Here is a 17,259-nt window from a genome sequence, read left to right on the forward strand (position 1 = left end):
TCCCACTGGACCGGCCCACCCACTGGACCGGCCCGTCGGCCGGTCGGCGGCGGTGATGGAGGCCCGGCTCAGCTCCTGACGGGCCGCGCGGCCGGTGGCAGCTCGTCCAGCGGCGCGGCGACGAACCCGCCGTCGGACGCCTCCCGGCCCGCCAGCTCGGCCACCTGCTGCGCGCACCAGACCGACACCTGCCGCTCCCCCGCCAGCACCTCGTCGCGGAAGAGCGCCCACGGCACCCACGCCACCTCGGCCACCTCGGCCGCCGCCGGGACGGGGTCGGACGCGGCGACCGCGGTGAACACCGGGCACAGCTCGTTCTCCCGGACCCCGTTGTCGCCGGTCGCCTCGTAGCGGAACGCCGGCAGCACGAGCGTGAGCGAGGTCAGCGACAGGCCGAGCTCCTGCTCGGCGCGGCGCGTCACCGCCTCGACCAGGTCCTCCCCGGGCGCGGGGTGACCGCAGAAGCTGTTGGTCCACACGCCCGGGAACGTTGCCTTGTCGAGCGCCCGCTGCGTCACGAGGAGCCGGCCCGCGTCGTCGAACACGTAGCAGGAGAAGGCCAGGTGCAGCGGTGTCCGGGTGTGGTGGGCGGTGGCCTTGGGCGCCGAGCCGACGGCGTTGCCGGCCTCGTCGACCAGCACCACGAGCTCGGCGCTCACGCCGGCCTCGCCAGGGTGTTGACCGCGGCGGAGAACACCGCGGGCAGCCGCTCGGCGGTCGGCACCAGCGCCCGCCGGACCGGGACGAACCGGGTGGCGCCCAGCAGGGAGGCGGTCAGCACGCGGTAGCGCCGGGTGATCGCGTGCCAGTCGCGCTCGTACTGCGCCGGGGCGTCGGCCACGACCGCCGCGACGGCCGCCCGCGCCTGCGCCACCGCCATCGCCACGCCCTCGCCGGTGAGGGCGTCGACGTAGCCGCCGGCGTCCCCGACGAGCAGCACCCGTCCGGCGACCCGCGACCGCGCCCGCTGCCGGAGCGGCCCGGCGCCGAGCACCTCTCCCTCGACGGGCGCGCCGGCCAGCCGGGCACGGAGCGGGCCGAACGCGGCAAGCTGGTCGTCGTACCCGCCGCGAGCGGAGGTGAGCAGCGCGACGCCGACCACGTCGTCGGCGACCGGCGTCACGTAGGCCTCGGCCGACCCGGTCCAGTGCACCTCGACGTACGACGTCCACGGCGCGAGCCGGTAGTGCCGGCGCAGCCCGTAGCGCCGCCGCGGTGCGGGCCGCCCGTCGAGGCCGAGCCGGCGGCGGACCGGCGAGTGCAGCCCGTCGGCGGCGACGACGTGGCGGAACCGCTCGCCGTCGACCAGCACCCCGTCGGCGTCGGGGCGGACGTCCTCGGCGCAGCGCTGCGCGACCCGGATCCCGGCGGCGTCGGCCGCAGACCGCATCGCCGCGTGCAGCGTCGTACGACGCACGCCGCGGCCTAGCCCGTCGCGGAACGGCGCCGCGACCGCCCGCTCGCCGGCGAGGTAGCGGATGCCGGTGAGGTCGCGGCCGAGCGGGTCGATGCCGAGGTCGGCGAGCGCGGCGACCGCGCCGGGCATCAGTCCCTCGCCGCAGGCCTTGTCGATCGTGCCGGCGCGCTTGTCCCACACGGTCACGTCGAGGCCGGCGCGGGCGGCGTGCAGCGCGGTGGCCAGCCCGGCGGGCCCGCCGCCGATGACGAGGAGCTCCCTCACGACGTCACCTGCGCCGACGAGGAGCCGGTGGCCTGGCCGTCGGGCGGGGGGCCAGCGGGCGGGCCAGCGGGCGGGTCAGCGGGCGGGTCAGCGGGCGGGTCAGCGGGCGGGCCGGTCGGGCCGACCGGCAGTGCGGCGAGGGCCTGGTTCTCGACCCGGATCCGCACGGCCAGGAGAAGCGCGTTGCACACGGTGAACACGATCGCGGTGATCCAGGCGGAGTGGACCAGCGGGAGTGCGAACCCCTCGATCACCACGGCGACGTAGTTGGGGTGGGAGAGGAAGCGGTAGGGCCCGCCGGTGACCCGCGGCAGCCCCGGCACCACGATGACGCGGGTGTTCCACTGGTGGCCGAGCGTCGCGATGCACCACCAGCGCAGCGCCTGCGCGGCGACGACGAGGGCGAGCATGGTCCAGCCGAGCGCGGGCACGAACTCGGGCCGGCGCAGCCACACCTCGACCAGCGCCCCGACCAGGAAGCCGGTGTGCAGGACCACCATCACCAGGTAGTGCCGCTGGCCGGACTCCACGCCGCCGCGCGAGAAGCTCCACGCCGCGTTGCGCTTGGAGACGACAAGCTCGGCGAGCCGCTCCACGCCGACGGCGGCGACGAGCAGCGTGAACCACATCATGCGGCGGCCTCGGGAGCGCGGAGCAGCACGAGCTCGGAGCAGAACCCAGGGCCCATGGCGAGCATCAGGCCGTAGGAGCCCGGGCGCGGTGGGCGCTCCGCGAGGGTGTCGGCGAGCACGTGCAGCACCGACGCCGAGGAGAGGTTGCCGATCCGGGCCAGGGAGTCCCAGGTCACCTGGAGCTCGCCGTGCTCCAGGCCGAGGGTCTGCTGCATGGCCTCCAGCACCTTCGGCCCGCCCGGATGGGCGACGTACCACTCGATGTCGTCCTGGGTCAGGCCGGCGTCGGCGAGGAACGCCCGTACGTCGTCGCCGACGTACTGGTCGACCAGCACCGGCACGCTGCTGTCGAGCACGATCTTGAGGCCGGTCGCGCCGACGTCCCAGCCCATGGTCCGCTCGGAGTCCGGATAGAGCCGGCTGCGGGCAGCGAGTACGTCGGGCTGCGCGGCACCGACCGGGCCGCCGGGACCGGACGGACCCGCCGCGCCACCGGCGTCGAGCTCGCGAGCCCGATCGGCGCCGACCGCCACCACGGCCGCGGCGCCGTCGCCGAAGAGGCCGCTGGCGACGAGGTTGGCCACCGAGGCGTCGTCGCGCTGCAAAGTCAGCGAGCACAGCTCGACCGCCATCAGCACCGCGACACTGTCCGGATGCCCGAGCAGGTAGTCGTTGAGCCGGGCCACCCCGGCCGCCCCCGCGACGCAGCCGAGCCCGACCAGCGGCATCCGCACCACGTCGGGCCGCATCCCGGTCAAGGCGGCGACCCGGGCGTCGAGGGACGGGACGGCGAGGCCGGTGACGGTCGCCGACACGATCAGGTCGACGTCCTCGGGGGTCAGTCCCACGGCCTTGAGCGCGTCGGTCACGGCGCGCGCCCCGAGCTCCACACCGGCCTCGATGAAGGCGTCGTTGGACTCGGTGAAGTCGGCGAGCTCGCCGTACCGCTCGAGCGGGAGGGCGAGATGTCGCGTCTCCACCTGGGCGTTGGCGTGGAAGCGCCGGACGACCCGCTCGTCCACCGGGATGCGCAGCATCGTGTGGGTGAAGGCGTGGGTGATCTCATCCTGGGTGTAGCGGTGCTCGGGGAGGGCCCCGTGGACGCTCACGATTCGCATGCTGGTGTCTCCTGGGTGTCGGGGCGCCGTCCCGAGAGGTACCGGCGTCGGATGCCGCTGGCGAGCTCGCGGACGAGCGCGCGGGCGAGGGTCGGGGTGATCCGGCCGCTGGCGAGCCCGAGCTCGACCAGGTCGTCGAACACGCGCTGGTCGGCGGCCGACGCGCGCAGCCCGCCCTCGATCACCCGGCCGTGGCGGCACAGCCACGCGGCTGCGGCGATGTGGCGGAGGTGGCCGGCGAGCAGCGGCGTGACGGTGCGGGCGTAGCGCGCTCCGGCGCTCGCGGGGTCGCCCGCGCCGAGGGCCTGAGCGGCGGCCCGGCCCGCGGCGAGCCCGGTCGCGACGGCGTAGTAGATGCCCTCGCCGGTCATCGGGTTGACCAGACCCGCCGCGTCGCCGGCCAGCATCATCGGCCCGGACGGTGGCCGCCAGGAGCCGGTCGAGAGGGGCAGCTGGTGACCCTTCCAGTCCGTGCCGCCGTCGGTGGAGCCGGGCAGCAGCGCCTCGAGCCGCTCCATCATGTGTGCCTTGGTGGGCGACCCGTGCTCGCCGAGCAGCACGCCGTACCCGACGTTGGAGAGGCCGTCGCCGCGGTCGAAGGCCCAGGCGTACGCCGGCTGCCGGCCGGTGTCGAAGACGATGACCTGCGCGTTCGAGCGGGCCGCGGGCGTCGGGGCGTAGCCGCGGATCGCCACGGCCATCGGGCCCGGGGCGAGGCCGAGGGCCTTCCTGACCGTGGAGTGCGCGCCGTCGGCGCCGACGACGGTCCGGGCCGTCAGCTCGCCGTCGAGCACGACCGGCGCTCCTGCCTCACCCGCATCGACGTCGCGGACCCGCTGGCGGAGCAGCGTCGCGCCGGCGGCCCGCGCGGCCTCGACGAGTCGCTGGTCGAAGACGGTGCGCGGGATCACGAAGGTCGGACGGGCCATCCTGCGGTCGACGCCCAGCGCGCCGCGGTCGAGGCGCAGCCGCGGCACCGGCACCCGGTCGTCGGCGATGCCGGTGACGCCGGCGTCGTCGAGCAGGTCGATGACGTGTGGCGCGATGCCGTCGCCGCAGGACTTGTCCCGGGGGAACTCGGCGCGGTCGAGCAGCGCCACCCGCAGCGACGGGTCCGCGCGCAGCGCCCCGATCGCCGCGGCCGAGCCGGCCGGCCCGGCGCCCACGATCGCCAGGTCCCACGCGGTCATCCGGCCACCACCGCGAGCAGCGCGACGTCGACGAGGGCGATCGCGATGGCGGCGTAGAACGGCACCTTCCCGCGTCCGAGGAGAGCGACCCCGGCGAGCACGACGACGACGGCCAGGGCCGTCCACGCCCAGGTCGCCGGCGCACCGGCGGGGCCGAGCACCGCGACCGCGGAGGCGAGGACGAGCAGCGCGGTGGCGACGACCCGGCTCCAGGTGGCGCCCAGCCGGTGCGGGAGCCCCCGGACGCCGGTGGACGCGTCGTCGTCGAGGTCGGGGAGCGTGTTGAGGAAGTGGGCCGCGACGCCGAGCGCGGCGGCGGTGCCGACCATCCACACCGGCGTGCGCTGCGGCGGGACGTCGGCGAGGTGGACGACCGCGGGCAGCGAGCCGAACGCGACGGCGTACGGCAGCCAGGACCCCGCCGTGGCCTTGAGGCCGACGTTGTAGAGGTGACCGGCCCCGACGCCGAGGGCGAGGTGGGTCAGGCCGCTGCGCCAACCGGCCATCAGCGACAGCGCCACGCACCCGAGGGCGACGACGACCAGGCACCGGACCACCAGCGACCTGGCCAGGTCGCCGTTGGCCAGCGGCTTGTCGCGGCGGCCGACGTCGCGGTCGCGGGTGGCGTCGATCAGGTCGTTGCCCCAGCCGATGGTCAGCTGGCCGGTGAAGACGGCGGCGGTGACCAGGACGGCTTGCGAGAACGGCAGGCCGACGGCGACCGAGAGCAGCGCCACGATCGTGGTCACCGCGACGGTGGGTCCGAAGTGGGCGGCGCGGAAGAGCGGGACGAGCACGCCGGGCCGCCCGGCCGGTGCTGCCTGCGTCGTCACCGTCGCTCCTCGGGTCCGGGGCTCAGGGCCGGTTGCGCTGGCCGACCGGGCCGCGGGAGACGAAGTCGCGCAGGGCGCCGGCCACGCTGCGGCGCCGGAGCACGGGCGTGGCGTCCGCGTCGCGGTCGCGCATGCCGGCGAGCACCTCCTCGAGGACCGACACCGCGTCCACCGACGGCGACCAGTCGAGCTCACGGGCGGCGCGGCTGCAGTCGAGCATCGGGAGCGCGAACGCCATGTCGAGCCAGCCGGTGTCCACCTGTTGCAGCCGGAGGTGCCACGCGGCCGAGAAGACCGGTCGTACGACGGCCGACGGCACGTGGATGGGCCGCGCTCCCAGCGCGTCGGCGATCCGCTGGGTCGTGATCGGCGGCTCGGCGGCCAGGTTGAACGCCCCGCCGACGCTCCGGTCGATCGCCCGCGCGATCGCGTCGGCCACGTCGTCGGCATGCACCATCGGGATCATCAGCCGCCGGTCGAGCGGCAGCACCGGGATGTGGTCGAGCACGGCCGCGGGCACGATCGCCGGCAGGCCGTAGCGCAGCAGCGCGCTGCCGGCCGACCGCTGGCCGACGATGCCCGGCCGCAGCCGGGTGATCACGGTGCTGTGGCCGGCCTGCTCGTGGCGGTCGAGGAGCCGCTCGGCGGTGGCCTTGTGGACGCTGTAGCGCGACGACGGCACGCCCTCGGTGGGCCAGCTCTCGTCGACGGGCGCGTCGTCGCGCTTCGGCGAGTAGGCGCCGACCGACGACATGTGCACCAGGTGCGGCACGCCGGCGGCGGTGACGGCCTCGAGGACGCGGCGGGTGCCGCCGACGCCGAGCTCCTCGAGGTAGGTGAGGTCGTGCGAGGGCTGGAACCCCCAGGCGAGGTGGACGACCGCGTCCGCCCCGGCGAAGGCGTGCTCGAGCGCGGGCACGCAGCCGTCCTTGGTCAGGTCGGCGCCGACCCACTCGATCGCCGACTGGTCGGTGCTGCCCGGGCTGGTGGTCGGCGTACGGCGGGCGATGCCGACGAGCTCGTGCTCGCCGTCGGCGCTGAGCCGTCGCAGCAGCGCGGAGCCGATGTTGCCGCTGGCGCCGGTGATGGCGATGCGCATGCCCATGCCGCTCTCCCAACCCTGGTCAAACTCCTGCGTTACCCGGCACCGGGAAGAGCACACCTGAGCCCGAGCAGCCCGCGGGCACAGCGCCCCGCGCGTCGTCGGGCCCCGCCGAGAAATGCGGCGCGCTCACCGCGGGCGGTCCACTAGCCTCCCCGCCGTGGACTCCAGCACCGTCACGCTGCGAACCGAGCGCCTGGTGCTGCGGCCGGTCCGCGACGAGGACCTCGACCGGATGCTGGAGTACCGCAACCTGCCCGAGGTCAACCGCTGGCTGCTGCACACCGAGGTCACCCCCGAGACCTTCCGGGCCGCCTGGCACCGCGCCGCGCAGGACGCCGACGACCACAGCCTGGCGGCGACCCTCGACGGGCTGGTGATCGGGGTCGTCTCCCTGCACCGCCGGGACGGGATGGGCCAGCCTGGGATGCCCGAGCGCACCGAGGCCGAGATCGGCTACACCTTCGACCCGGCGTACGGCGGCCGCGGCTACGCGGTCGAGGCCGTCACCGCGATGCTGACGCACGCCTTCGACACCCTGGGCGTACGACGGGTCACCGCCGGCTGCTACGCCGACAACCTCGCGTCGGTGCGGCTGCTGGAGAAGGTCGGCATGCGTCGCGAGCAGCACGGCGTCGGCGACTCCTGGCACGCCGAGCTGGGCTGGGTCGACGGCTACACGTACGCGCTGCTGGCCGAGGAGTGGCGGGGCCGGAGCTGACCGGCGGGGCCGGAGCTGACCGGCGGGGCCGGAGCTGACCGGCGGGTGCTGGATCTGCGGCGGGATGTGGCCCGATCAGACCTTGCTCGGAGGTTCGAACGCATGTACGATTGACCTCAAGTCGATCCGCTGGTGGGGCCATGAGCACAGGGCCGGAGGCGGACGGCCGAGTCTCGTGGATCGGTGAGTAATAGCGCCGGGACGGCGCCTCCGGCGGGACGACACGTGAACTGTCCGTGTCCTGCTCGGAGCCACCGATGTCGATCACCGCCCAGACCTCCCACCCGCTGGTGGCGTGCGCCACGGCGATTCACACCGCCCTCGACGAGGTCGGCGAGGTCGAGCCCGCCTCCATGACGGTCGCCGACAAGGAACGTGCGGTGATCGAGCTCGAGCGCGCCGAGCGCCGGCTCGCGGAACGCAAGCTGCGGCTGCTGGCCGCCTGCGACGACGTCGCCGACCACCACAGCGCCCGTGACGTGGCGACGTGGTTCGCCCACGTGACCCGGAGCGAGCCGTCGACGGTGCGTGCCGACGTCCAGCTCGCCCGAGCCGTCGACCGGCGTTGGACCCGGGTCCGGGACGGCATGGCCGCCGGCGGCGTCTCCGCCGAACAGGCCCGCGTGATCACCCGCGCTCTCGACGACCTGCCGAGCGACCTCGGCCCCGAGGTCCTCACCTCCGCCGAGACGCTCCTCGTCGGCTACGCGAGGGACTTCCGCCCCTCCGCGCTGCGACGGATCGGCCGCCACATCCTCGACGTGGCCGCCCCCGAGGTCGCCGAGGCCGAGGAGGCCAAGCGGCTGCAGCGCGAGGAGCAGGCGGCGCGAGAGAAGGCCTCGCTGCGGTTCCGGCCGCGGGGCGACGGGACCACCGCGTTCTCCGGGTTGCTTCCTGACGCAGACACGGCCCGCTGGCGGACCTATCTCGACGCGTTCACCTCCCCACGTCACCGGCCCGACGAGCCCGACGAGCCGGGGAAGCCGGGGAACCTCGGCGGGCTTGGCGAGGCCGACCGGATCCCGCCCCACCGCAAGCTCGCCCACGCCTTCAGCGCGCTGCTCGAGCACCTCGACCCGGCCCGCCTCCCGGCCCACGGCGGCGACGCAACCACGGTGATGGTCACCCTGTCCTACGACCAGCTGCTCGCCCGGCTCGGCACGGCCGGCCTGGTCGACGCCGACCTCGGTGCCGACCCCGCTGCCGGCGCCACCCTCTCCGCCGAGCAGGCTCGACGCCTGGCCTGCACCGCCCGGATCATCCCGGTCGTCCTCGGCGGCAAGGGTGAGATCCTCGACGTCGGCCGCGCCCGCCGGCTGTTCTCGGCCGGGATCCGCAAGGCGATCAAGCTCCGCGACCAGCGCTGCCGCGCCGAGGGCTGCACCATCCCCGCCGACTGGTGCGAGGCCCACCACCTGGTCCCGTGGTCACGCGGCGGCCCGACGTCACTCGACAACGGCGTCTGCCTCTGCAGCTTCCATCACCACCGCATCCACGACCATCGCTTCACCTACCAGCGACTGGCCAACGGTGACGTCCGGTTCCACCGCCGGACGTAGGCCGACGTCAGGAGATTCGGCGCTGCCCGCCACGGGCAACAACGATGCCCCACACGACAAGCCCGATGCCCGCCGCTGCGCCGACGATCGGCAGCGGCCACCACGGGCCCAGCCCGTCCACGAGCCGGGGCCCCTGCGGATGGTCGAGATAGAGCGGCGAATGCGCAGTCCGATCGCAGGAGACCTGTACGCGATCCGAGTCGCTCGTGCCACGTGCGAAGGCGACGTAGGGCACCGCGCCGGCCCCGCGCTCCCACCGGCCATCGACGGTCTCCAGCGCGACGACCTCGCCCGACGGAGCCTCCCGGATGGTGCACTCAGGCGTGTCGTCCGAGGGGTACTTCCACAGCAGGAACTCCTCGCCCGCCTCCACCTCGACGATCTGCGCCCCGTCGCCCCCGTCGATGTGGCCGTCGGCGGGCCAGTAACGGTAGCCGCTGCTGTCGACCATCAGGGAGAGCGCGCCGAGCGTGGTCACCGCGAGCGTCGAGGCGCCGGCGGTGAGCAGCGCGACGATGGCCCAGGCCCGCCTCGGGGCGGACTGGCGAGCCGGCCGAACGGGCGGCACGGCCTCCACCTGACGATCACCTGGCACGGCCCGGCCTCCTCTGCTTGTCGAGTCAGCAGAGTCCCACGGCGCGCGGGCCGCCGACGGGATCTCGCCAGTCGGTGCTCGGCGGCGACGCGGACTGGCCGCGCCGCCGTACCCGAGGACGGTTGCCGACGATGTCGGCCGCTGCCATGGTGTCGGTCACCAACCCAGAGGATCGGAGTGCTCGATGACGGAGTCGACGTCGCGGATCCGGGTGATCCAGTGGGCCACTGGCGGCGTCGGCCGCGCGGCGGTCGACGGCGTGCTGCGGCATCCCGACCTCGAGCTGGTCGGCTGCTGGGTGCACGGCGAGGACAAGCACGGCAAGGACGTCGGCGACATCGTCGGCGCGGACCCGATCGGCGTCACCGCCACCACCGACGTCGACGAGCTGCTGGCGCTCGACGCCGACTGCGTCGTCTACAGCCCGCTGATGGCCGACGAGTCGGTGGTCGCGGCGATCCTCCGGTCCGGCAAGAACGTCGTCACGCCGGTCGGCTGGGTCTACCCCGACCGGTCCAGGCCGAGGGTGGCCGCGATCGAGGAGGCGGCGGTCGCGGGCGGCGTGACCCTGCACGGCTCCGGCATCCATCCCGGAGGCATCACCGAACGTTTCCCGCTGATGGTCTCGGCGCTGTCGGGGGCGGTGACCCGGGTGCGCGGCGAGGAGTTCTCCGACATCCGCACCTACAACTCCCCCGACGTGGTGCGCCACGTGATGGGGTTCGGCGCGACGCCGGAGGAGGCGACCAGCGGCCCGATGGCGTCGCTGCTCGGCTCCGGCTTCAAGATGTCGGTGCGGATGATCGCCGACGAGATGGGGTTCGCCATCGACCCGGAGATCCGTACGACGCAGGAGGTCGCCGTCGCCGTCGAGCGCATCGACTCACCGGTGCTCACCATCGAGCCCGGCATGGTCGCGGCCCGCCGGTTCCGGTGGGACGGGATGGTCGACGGCGAGCCGGTGATCACCGCGGCCGTGAACTGGCTGTGGGGCGACGCCGAGCTCGACCCGCCGTGGGCGCTCGGCGAGGAGGGCGAGCGGTTCGAGATGGAGGTCACCGGCGACCCCGACGTACTCCTCGTGCTGCGCGGCTGCCAGCCCGCGACGGTCGAGGAGGGGCTGGTGCGCAACCCCGGCGTCGTCGCGACCGCGATGCACTGCGTCAACGCCATCCCCTACGTCGTCGCGGCCGAGCCCGGCATCAGGACCTACCTCGACCTGCCGCTCATCGCCGGCCGTGCCGCCCCGGGCCTGAGGGGGCCTGGCAGGTGAGCTGAAGGGGACCGGCACCCGGATCTCCGACAGCGGCCCCCGGCCCACCGATGCCGGCCGGGCGACGAGGTCCCTTCAGCCCAGGGCCTGAGCCCTGCTCGCCCGCTCGACGACCAGCCCGACGACGTCCCGATGAGGCCCGATGACGTCGGCGACGACGGTCGCGCCAGCGGTCCGCGCCTCCTCGGCCAGCCGGCGGTGGAAGAAGCCGGTCGCGAGCAGGTAGGGCGAGACCGCGTCGCCGGGCTGCACCACGTCCGCGGGGCGCGAGCCGATGGCCGACAGGGTCGCCAGGCGGACGGGTGCGCCCCACGCCTCGGCCAGCAGCGCGACCGCGCCGTCGAGGTCGGTCAGGGCGTCGGGGTCGGAGGAGCCGGCGGCGACCATGACGACCGGCTGACCGGGCCGGGCGCCGGCTTCGCGGAGGCGGTCGGCCTGGGCCTCGGCGAGGAGCGGGTGGGGACCGAAGGGTCCGGCGAGGTGGACGCGGTCGGCGGCACCGGCGGCGGCGATGGCGGCGGGAAGGTCGTGCTTGATGTGGTAGCCGGTGGAGAGGAGCAGGGGGACGACGACCGTGGGACCGTCGTACGGCTCGGCGACGACGTCGGCGAAGAGGGGCTCGGAGAGCTCGACGTACGACGCGACGTGGTCGAGGCCGAGGATCTCGCCGGCGGCGGCGGTGAGCTCGACGGCGACCTCGTTGCCGACGGGCGTGCGGGTGCCGTGGGCGACGGTGACGAGACGGGTCATGTCGCGACCGCGAGGCGGTAGCCCCGCTTGACGACGGTCTGGACGCAGCGGGTGCCGAGGGCGGCCCGGAGGCGGGCGACGGCCATCTCCACGGCGTGCTCGGAGCCGGCGGTGCCCGAGGGCAGCGCGGCCAGGAGGTCGCGGCGGGAGACGACGGTGCCGGGGTTGACCAGCAGCGCCTGGAGGACGGCGTACGGCGCCGGGGAGAGGCTGACCTCGACGCCGTCGAGGAGCACGTCGTCGCCGTGCAGGAGCAGGGTGTGGCCGGCGACCTCGAGCGACGTGCCGGCCGCGCGGGACGGCAGCTCGACCTCGAGCTGCTTGACCATCGCGGCCAGACGGGAGCGGTCCGGGCAGATCGACGGCACGCCCCACATCTCGAACGCGGCGGCGGTGACCGGTCCGACGCAGGAGGCGACCACGTCGGCCTGGAAGGCGGTGACCACCTCGTCGCGGTGGCCGGTCGACGCCGCTGCCTGCATCATCGCCGCGATCGCCGGCGCGGCGGTGAAGGTCACCGCATGCACCCGGCGCTCGGCGACGGCCTCGATCAGTCGGAACATCGGCTCCGGGTCGTCGGCGCCCTCCACGCGATAGACCGCCACGGTCGTCACCTCGGCGCCCAGCCGGCGCAGCGCGTGGGCGGCCATCGACAGCGACTGCCCGTGCTCCTGTACGACGATCCGCCGGCCGGTCAGGTCGCGGCCGCGGAGGTGGCCGAGCACGTCCTCGAAGAACTCCGACTCCGGCGCCCACAGCTCCCGCAGCCCGAACCGGCGCAGCGCGCCGACGCTCTTCGGCCCGCGGGCCAGGATCTCGGCCCGGCCGAGGTGGGCGACCAGCTCGTCGAGCAGGCCCCACCGCTCGGCGGCGCCCAGCCACGACTTCATGCCGATGCCGGTGGTGGCGACGAAGATGTCGACCGGCTCGGAGAGCACGTCCTTAGTGGCTGCGAGCAGCCCGACCTCGTCGATCCGGTTGGGGTCGACCGACAGCGCGGGCGCGTGGATCACCTCGGCGCCCCGGCGCTCCAGCAGCCTGATCTGCTCCTCGGCCCGCCGGGCGGCGGTGACCCCGATCCTGAAGCCGAACAGGGGCGTGTCGGTCACGGCTCGATTGTCCCCCGCCTCGGGCCCACGAGCACAACTCCGCCCTCGACCACGCGCACCTCGTAGGTCGGCACCGCGACCGACGGGTCGTCCAGGCAGGCGCCCGTGCGCAGGTCGAACGGGTGCTTGAGCAGCGGGCTCGCCACGAACGGCACCTGCTCCTCGCCGGACTCGGTCGACACCGTTCGGGTGCCGACGATGCCGCGGGAGAGCACCGAGGCCCGGCCGAACGGGTCGAAGTTGGAGAGGGCGAACACCTGGTCGTCGTACGTGCGGAAGACGGCGACCGCCTCACCGTCGACCAGTGCGGTCACGCCCGCCTCCCGCGGGATCCGGTCGAGGCGGCAGACGGCGGTCTCGACCGCGTCCCGCGGCCCGGTCGCCGCCGGCTGCTCGACCACGTGGCCCCCCCTCACTGCGGCGCTCCGACCGGGATGGAGGCGCCGAGGGAGACCGGGCCCGCACTGTCCTCGGGCGCGATCTGGCCGCGCTCGGCGCGGAAGGAGATGTGCGGGTCGGGCACTCCGGGCGCGTTGACGAAGGAGACGAACCGCGCCATCTTCTCCGGGTCCTCCAGGGTGGCCTTCCACTCGTCGAAGTAGGAGTCGACGTGCCGCGCCATCGCCGCCTCCAGCTCCGAGCCGAGGCCGAGCGCGTCGTCGACTACGACCGCGCGCACCCGGTCGAGCCCGCCGTCGAGGCTCTCCACCCAGGGCGCCGTGCGCTGGAGGCGGTCGGCGGTGCGGATGTAATACATGAGGTAGCGGTCGAGGTAGCGGATCAGGGTGTCCTTGTCGAGGTCGCCGGCGAGCAGCTGGGCGTGGGCGGGGACGGCGCCGCCGTTGCCGGCGACGTAGAGGTTCCAGCCCTTCTCGGTGGCGATGATCCCGAAGTCCTTGCTTCGCGCCTCCGCGCACTCGCGCGCGCACCCGGAGACGCCGCCCTTGAGCTTGTGGGGCGAGCGGAGGCCGCGGTAGCGCAGCTCCAGCTCGATGGCGAGGCCGACCGAGTCCTGCACTCCGTATCGGCACCAGGTCGACCCGACGCACGACTTCACCGTGCGCAGCGACTTGCCGTAGGCGTGGCCGGACTCCATGCCCGCGTCGACCAGCCGCTGCCAGATCGCCGGCAGGTCCTCCAGCCGGGCGCCGAACAGGTCGATCCGCTGGCCGCCGGTGATCTTGGTGTAGAGCCCGAACTCCTTGGCCACCTGGCCGATCACGATCAGCTTGTCGGGGGTGATCTCGCCGCCGGGGATGCGGGGTACGACGGAGTAGGTGCCGTTCTTCTGCAGGTTGGCGAGGTAGGCGTCGTTGGTGTCCTGCAGCTGGGCGCTGCCCGGCTCGAGCACGTGGTGGTTGAGCAGGCTGGCCAGGATGGAGGCGACGGTCGGCTTGCAGATGTCGCAGCCGCGGCCGCGGCCATGGGCCTCGATGATGTCGTCGAACCGGTTGTAGCCGTGCACGGCGACGACCTCGAACAGCTCCTGCCGGGTCATCGCGAAGTGCTCGCACAGCGACCGGTCGACCGTCCTGCCGGTGGCGGCGAAGTGGTCCTCGACGATCTTCTTCACCACCGTCTTGCACGAGCCGCAGGTCGACCCGGCGCGGGTGCACCGGGTGACGCAGCCGGCGTCGCTGCATGGCCCGCCGTCGTTGGTGGTCGAGTCGTCGGAGACGGCGGCCACGATGTCGGCCTTCGTGACGTCGTTGCAGGAGCAGACCTGGGCGTCGTCGGGGAGCCCCAGCTCCACGCCGCCGCCCCGGCCGGCCGGGAGGATCAGCTCCTCCGGGTTGGCCGGCAGCGCCATGCCGCTGCCGACCATCGGCCGGAGCGCGCCGTACGCCGACGCGTCGCCGACCAGGATGCCCCCGAGCAGCTCGTAGCCGCCGGCGTCGTCCTCCTTGACGACGAGCTTCTTGTAGATGCCGGCCACCGCGTCGGCGAAGACCAGCTCCAGGGCGTCGTCGGTGGCGGCGAAGGCGTCGCCGAAGGAGGCGACGTCGACCCCGAGCAGCTTGAGCTTCGTCGACATGTCGGCGCCGAGGAACCGGCCCTCGCCGCCGAGCAGCGCGTCGGCGACGACCTCGGCCATCGCGTAGCCGGGGGCGACCAGGCCGTACATCCGGCCGGCGGGGGCGGCGCACTCGCCGATCGCCCAGACGTGCGGGTCGGAGCTGCGACAGCGCTCGTCGACCAGCACGCCGCCGCGCTCGGCGAGGTCGAGCCCCGCCTCGCGGGCGAGCTGGTCGCGCGGGCGGATGCCGGCGGAGAACACCACGATCTCCGCGGGGATCGGGTCGGCGTCCTGGAGCCGGAGCGACGCCACCCGGCCGTCCGCACCGGCCGCGATCCGCTCGGTCGTCGCACCCGTGTGCACCTTGACGCCGAGGTCCTCGATGTGGCGGCGCAGCACCGCACCGCCGGCGTCGTCGGCCTGCACCGCCATCAGCCGCGGCGCCATCTCCACCACGTGGGTCTCCACACCGAGCTGTCGGAGCGCGTTGGCCGCCTCCAGCCCGAGCAGCCCGCCGCCGATCACCGCGCCGACCTTCGCGTCCTGAGCGCGGTCGCGGATCGCCTCGAGGTCCTCGATGGTGCGGTAGACGAAGCACCCCGGCAGGTCGTGGCCGGGCACCGGCGGCACGAACGGGTAGGCGCCGGTGGCGAGCACCAGCTCGTCGTAGTGCAGCGTCTCGGCCGCGGTGCCGCCGTCGGCGAGGGTCACCGTCCGTGCCGCGGTGTCGAGGGCGGTCACAGCGGTGCCGAGCCGGAGGCGGACCCGCGGGTCGTCGTACGCGCCCTCGGGGAGGAGGGAGAGCGCGTCGGCGCCCGCCTCGAACCACGAGGTCAGCGCGACCCGGTCGTACGCCGGCCGCGGCTCCTCGCCGACGACGGTGATGTCGTAGGTCTCGGTCAGCCCGCGCTCGATCGCGGCCTGCACGAAGCGGTGGCCGACCATGCCGTGGCCGACGACGACGAGCTGCTTCCTCAGGTGCGGTGCCATCACAGGTGTCCCTTCTCGGAGGTGACCAGGGCCGGGCCGCTGGCGAGCAGCTGCCGGACCGTCGGGGCGCAGCCACCGCAGCCGGTGGTCGCGCGGGTGGTGTCGCGGACCTGCTCCACCGAGGAACAGGCCCGGATGCGGCCGGCGGTGACGCCCGCGCAGGCGCACACCTCGGCGTCGTCGGGGAGGGCACGGGCGAGGCTGCCGGCGGCGGCCGTGCTGCGGCCGGCCGCATCGGCCTCGGCGTCGGCGTCGACGGCGCCGGGGCGCTCGGGCAGCAGCAGGTGGCCGGGCTCGTGGGGGCCGAGGACCGTGCCGCGGTCGAAATGCTGGGTGATCAGCCCGATCCGGGAGAGGTCGCCGACCAGCGTGGCCGCCACGATCCGGCCCTCGCGCACCACGAGCCTGCGGTGGGAGCCGGCGATCGGGTTGGACACCTCGACCACCTCGCCGCCGGTCGCGGCCTCGCGAGCGGCGTCGCCGAGCACGGCGACGTCGAGCCCGGTGGCGCGGAGCCGGGCGACGATCCGGCTTCCGTCGTACTTCACCGGCTCGTCGCAGAGCACGCCGGCGAGCACACCGGCCTGCTCCCAGGCGGGCGGCACGAAGCCGGTGGTGCGGCCCCGGCCGTCGACCGTCGCGGTCTCGGCGCAGTCGCCCAGGGCGTGGACGGCGGGGTCGGTGACGCTGGCGAGGCGGTCGTCGACGACGATCCCCCGGCGCACCTCGAGGCCGGCCGCGCGGGCGAGCGCGGTCGAGGGGCGGCCGCCGGCGGTGAGCACGACGAGGTCGGTGTCGAGGGTGACGCCGTTGTCGAGGCGGAGGGCGACCCGGCCGGGGTTGGTCGGGAGCGGGTCGGGGACGCGGGCGGTGAGACCCGGACCGTCGGGCGACGCCACGGTGGTCAGCCGGACGGCCCGGGCGCCCGTGTAGACGCCGACGCCGAGCCGCTTCAGGTCGCGTGCCAGGATCCGGCCGGCGCCGGTGTCGACCTGCTGGTGCAGCAGGCGCTCGGCGCCCTCGACGATCTCGGTGTCGATGCCTCGGGTGCCCAGCGCGCGGGCGACCTGGAGACCGAGCAGTCCGCCGCCCACGACGACCGCGCGGCGGTTGTCCCGGGCGCCGGCGCCGTCGGTGGCCTCGACCGCGTCGAGCAGCCGTCGACAGTCGGCGAGCGACCGGAACGCGTGCACCGCCTCGTGCAGCGAGCCGTCCATCCGCACCAGGCCGCGAATCGGCGGCAGGGTGGGGATCGAGCCGGTCGCGAGCACGAGCGCGTCGTAGTCGACGGTGGTGCCGTCGACCAGCATCACGTCGCGGCGCTCGCGGTCGACCTGCAGCACCCGGGCGCCCAGGCGGAGGTCGATGCCGTGGGCGTCGTACCACTCCGCGGAGCGGAGGGTCAGGGCCTCCGGCCGGTGGGTGCCCTCGAGCACGGCGGAGAGCAGGATCCGGTTGTACGGCGCCACCGGCTCGTCGCCGAGCACGGTGACCCGGAGCGTCTCGGTCGCCCCCCGCGCGACCAGCTCCTCCAGCAGCCGGGTCGCCGCCATCCCCGACCCGACGACGACCACCCGCCGGCGCGCGGGAGTGGGTTCGGAGGCGGGCATGACTCCATGCAACGACGCGCAGGTTTCACCGCGCGGTCGGCGTGTTACACGCCGGTGTCAACTCTCTCTCACGGCCTCA

Annotated in this window: 16 protein-coding genes; 3 read left to right on the plus strand and 13 right to left on the minus strand. The window is 74.5% G+C overall.

All coding sequences use genetic code 11. The features are described 5' to 3' along the window. Positions 1-68: 68 nt before the first annotated feature. The 7 genes from idi to ACPOLA_RS10105 are packed head-to-tail and all read right to left on the minus strand — an operon-like array spanning position 69 to position 6,559. Positions 69-659, minus strand: coding sequence for an isopentenyl-diphosphate Delta-isomerase (gene idi, locus ACPOLA_RS10075; protein WP_435770289.1), 591 nt, complete (start codon positions 657-659; stop codon positions 69-71). After that, entirely contained in the window at positions 656-1,681 is a 1,026-nt protein-coding gene (locus ACPOLA_RS10080; RefSeq protein ID WP_435770290.1) for an NAD(P)/FAD-dependent oxidoreductase, read from the minus strand. Before ACPOLA_RS10080 ends, idi begins: the two co-directional genes overlap by 4 nt. Next, complete coding sequence (locus ACPOLA_RS10085) at positions 1,678-2,313, minus strand: isoprenylcysteine carboxyl methyltransferase family protein (protein ID WP_435770291.1); 636 nt, start codon at positions 2,311-2,313, stop codon at positions 1,678-1,680. Before ACPOLA_RS10085 ends, ACPOLA_RS10080 begins: the two co-directional genes overlap by 4 nt. Further along, positions 2,310-3,431 carry a type III polyketide synthase gene (locus ACPOLA_RS10090; protein WP_435770292.1) on the minus strand — a complete coding sequence of 374 codons (1,122 nt, stop codon included), beginning with the start codon at positions 3,429-3,431 and terminating at the stop codon, positions 2,310-2,312. The genes ACPOLA_RS10085 and ACPOLA_RS10090 overlap by 4 nt, the downstream gene beginning before the upstream one ends. Further along, on the minus strand, positions 3,419-4,621 hold the full coding sequence (locus ACPOLA_RS10095; protein ID WP_435770293.1) for a geranylgeranyl reductase family protein: 1,203 nt from the start codon (positions 4,619-4,621) through the stop codon (positions 3,419-3,421). Before ACPOLA_RS10095 ends, ACPOLA_RS10090 begins: the two co-directional genes overlap by 13 nt. After that, the gene (locus ACPOLA_RS10100) at positions 4,618-5,454 is read right to left on the minus strand and encodes a UbiA family prenyltransferase (protein WP_435770294.1); all 837 of its coding nucleotides are present in this window, start codon (positions 5,452-5,454) and stop codon (positions 4,618-4,620) included. Before ACPOLA_RS10100 ends, ACPOLA_RS10095 begins: the two co-directional genes overlap by 4 nt. A gap of 22 nt (positions 5,455-5,476) precedes the next feature. After that, entirely contained in the window at positions 5,477-6,559 is a 1,083-nt protein-coding gene (locus tag ACPOLA_RS10105; RefSeq protein WP_435770295.1) for an NAD-dependent epimerase/dehydratase family protein, read from the minus strand. 157 nt (positions 6,560-6,716) lie between these two features. Between ACPOLA_RS10105 and ACPOLA_RS10110 the strand changes: the two genes are divergently transcribed. Both ACPOLA_RS10110 and ACPOLA_RS10115 read left to right on the plus strand, forming a co-directional pair. Then, complete coding sequence (locus ACPOLA_RS10110; RefSeq protein WP_435770296.1) at positions 6,717-7,277, plus strand: GNAT family N-acetyltransferase; 561 nt, start codon at positions 6,717-6,719, stop codon at positions 7,275-7,277. A 257-nt stretch (positions 7,278-7,534) separates the two neighbouring features. Then, positions 7,535-8,836, plus strand: a complete 1,302-nt coding sequence (locus ACPOLA_RS10115; RefSeq protein WP_435770297.1) for an HNH endonuclease signature motif containing protein — start codon at positions 7,535-7,537, stop codon at positions 8,834-8,836. 7 nt (positions 8,837-8,843) lie between these two features. Here the strand turns inward: ACPOLA_RS10115 and ACPOLA_RS10120 are convergent, their stop codons facing one another. Continuing rightward, complete coding sequence (locus ACPOLA_RS10120) at positions 8,844-9,413, minus strand: hypothetical protein (protein ID WP_435770298.1); 570 nt, start codon at positions 9,411-9,413, stop codon at positions 8,844-8,846. 202 nt (positions 9,414-9,615) lie between these two features. Here ACPOLA_RS10120 and ACPOLA_RS10125 point away from each other — a divergent pair, with 202 nt between their 5' ends. Further along, complete coding sequence (locus tag ACPOLA_RS10125) at positions 9,616-10,704, plus strand: NAD(P)H-dependent amine dehydrogenase family protein (RefSeq protein ID WP_435770299.1); 1,089 nt, start codon at positions 9,616-9,618, stop codon at positions 10,702-10,704. Between the two features lie 75 nt (positions 10,705-10,779). Here ACPOLA_RS10125 and ACPOLA_RS10130 read toward each other — a convergent pair whose 3' ends face one another. Genes ACPOLA_RS10130 through ACPOLA_RS10150 form a run of 5 tightly spaced genes read right to left on the minus strand, consistent with a single transcriptional unit; the run spans position 10,780 to position 17,180 of the window. Further along, the gene (locus ACPOLA_RS10130; RefSeq protein ID WP_435770300.1) at positions 10,780-11,454 is read right to left on the minus strand and encodes a sirohydrochlorin chelatase; all 675 of its coding nucleotides are present in this window, start codon (positions 11,452-11,454) and stop codon (positions 10,780-10,782) included. Continuing rightward, positions 11,451-12,563: a uroporphyrinogen-III synthase gene (locus ACPOLA_RS10135; RefSeq protein WP_435770301.1), complete on the minus strand. Its 1,113-nt coding sequence runs from the start codon at positions 12,561-12,563 to the stop codon at positions 11,451-11,453. The genes ACPOLA_RS10130 and ACPOLA_RS10135 overlap by 4 nt, the downstream gene beginning before the upstream one ends. After that, on the minus strand, positions 12,560-12,964 hold the full coding sequence (nirD, locus tag ACPOLA_RS10140) for a nitrite reductase small subunit NirD (protein ID WP_435770302.1): 405 nt from the start codon (positions 12,962-12,964) through the stop codon (positions 12,560-12,562). Before nirD ends, ACPOLA_RS10135 begins: the two co-directional genes overlap by 4 nt. Positions 12,965-12,975: 11 nt before the next feature. Next, entirely contained in the window at positions 12,976-15,570 is a 2,595-nt protein-coding gene (gene nirB / locus ACPOLA_RS10145) for a nitrite reductase large subunit NirB (protein ID WP_435770303.1), read from the minus strand. Then, the gene (locus ACPOLA_RS10150) at positions 15,570-17,180 is read right to left on the minus strand and encodes an FAD-dependent oxidoreductase (protein ID WP_435770304.1); all 1,611 of its coding nucleotides are present in this window, start codon (positions 17,178-17,180) and stop codon (positions 15,570-15,572) included. The genes nirB and ACPOLA_RS10150 overlap by 1 nt, the downstream gene beginning before the upstream one ends. Positions 17,181-17,259 lie beyond the last annotated feature (79 nt).

The sequence above is a fragment of the Nocardioides proteolyticus genome, from assembly GCF_051280635.3.
Taxonomy (GTDB): domain Bacteria; phylum Actinomycetota; class Actinomycetes; order Propionibacteriales; family Nocardioidaceae; genus Nocardioides.

Bases quoted from the DNA above. Each gene is read 5' to 3' on its own strand.
- ACPOLA_RS10085 (WP_435770291.1), bottom strand. From the start codon at position 2,313: ATGATGTGGTTCACGCTGCTCGTCGCCGCCGTCGGCGTGGAGCGGCTC.
- ACPOLA_RS10090 (WP_435770292.1), bottom strand. From the start codon at position 3,431: ATGCGAATCGTGAGCGTCCACGGGGCCCTCCCCGAGCACCGCTACACC.
- ACPOLA_RS10095 (WP_435770293.1), bottom strand. From the start codon at position 4,621: ATGACCGCGTGGGACCTGGCGATCGTGGGCGCCGGGCCGGCCGGCTCG.
- ACPOLA_RS10105 (WP_435770295.1), bottom strand. From the start codon at position 6,559: ATGGGCATGCGCATCGCCATCACCGGCGCCAGCGGCAACATCGGCTCC.
- ACPOLA_RS10115 (WP_435770297.1), top strand. From the start codon at position 7,535: ATGTCGATCACCGCCCAGACCTCCCACCCGCTGGTGGCGTGCGCCACG.
- ACPOLA_RS10125 (WP_435770299.1), top strand. From the start codon at position 9,616: ATGACGGAGTCGACGTCGCGGATCCGGGTGATCCAGTGGGCCACTGGC.
- ACPOLA_RS10130 (WP_435770300.1), bottom strand. From the start codon at position 11,454: ATGACCCGTCTCGTCACCGTCGCCCACGGCACCCGCACGCCCGTCGGC.
- nirB (WP_435770303.1), bottom strand. From the start codon at position 15,570: ATGGCACCGCACCTGAGGAAGCAGCTCGTCGTCGTCGGCCACGGCATG.
- ACPOLA_RS10150 (WP_435770304.1), bottom strand. From the start codon at position 17,180: ATGCCCGCCTCCGAACCCACTCCCGCGCGCCGGCGGGTGGTCGTCGTC.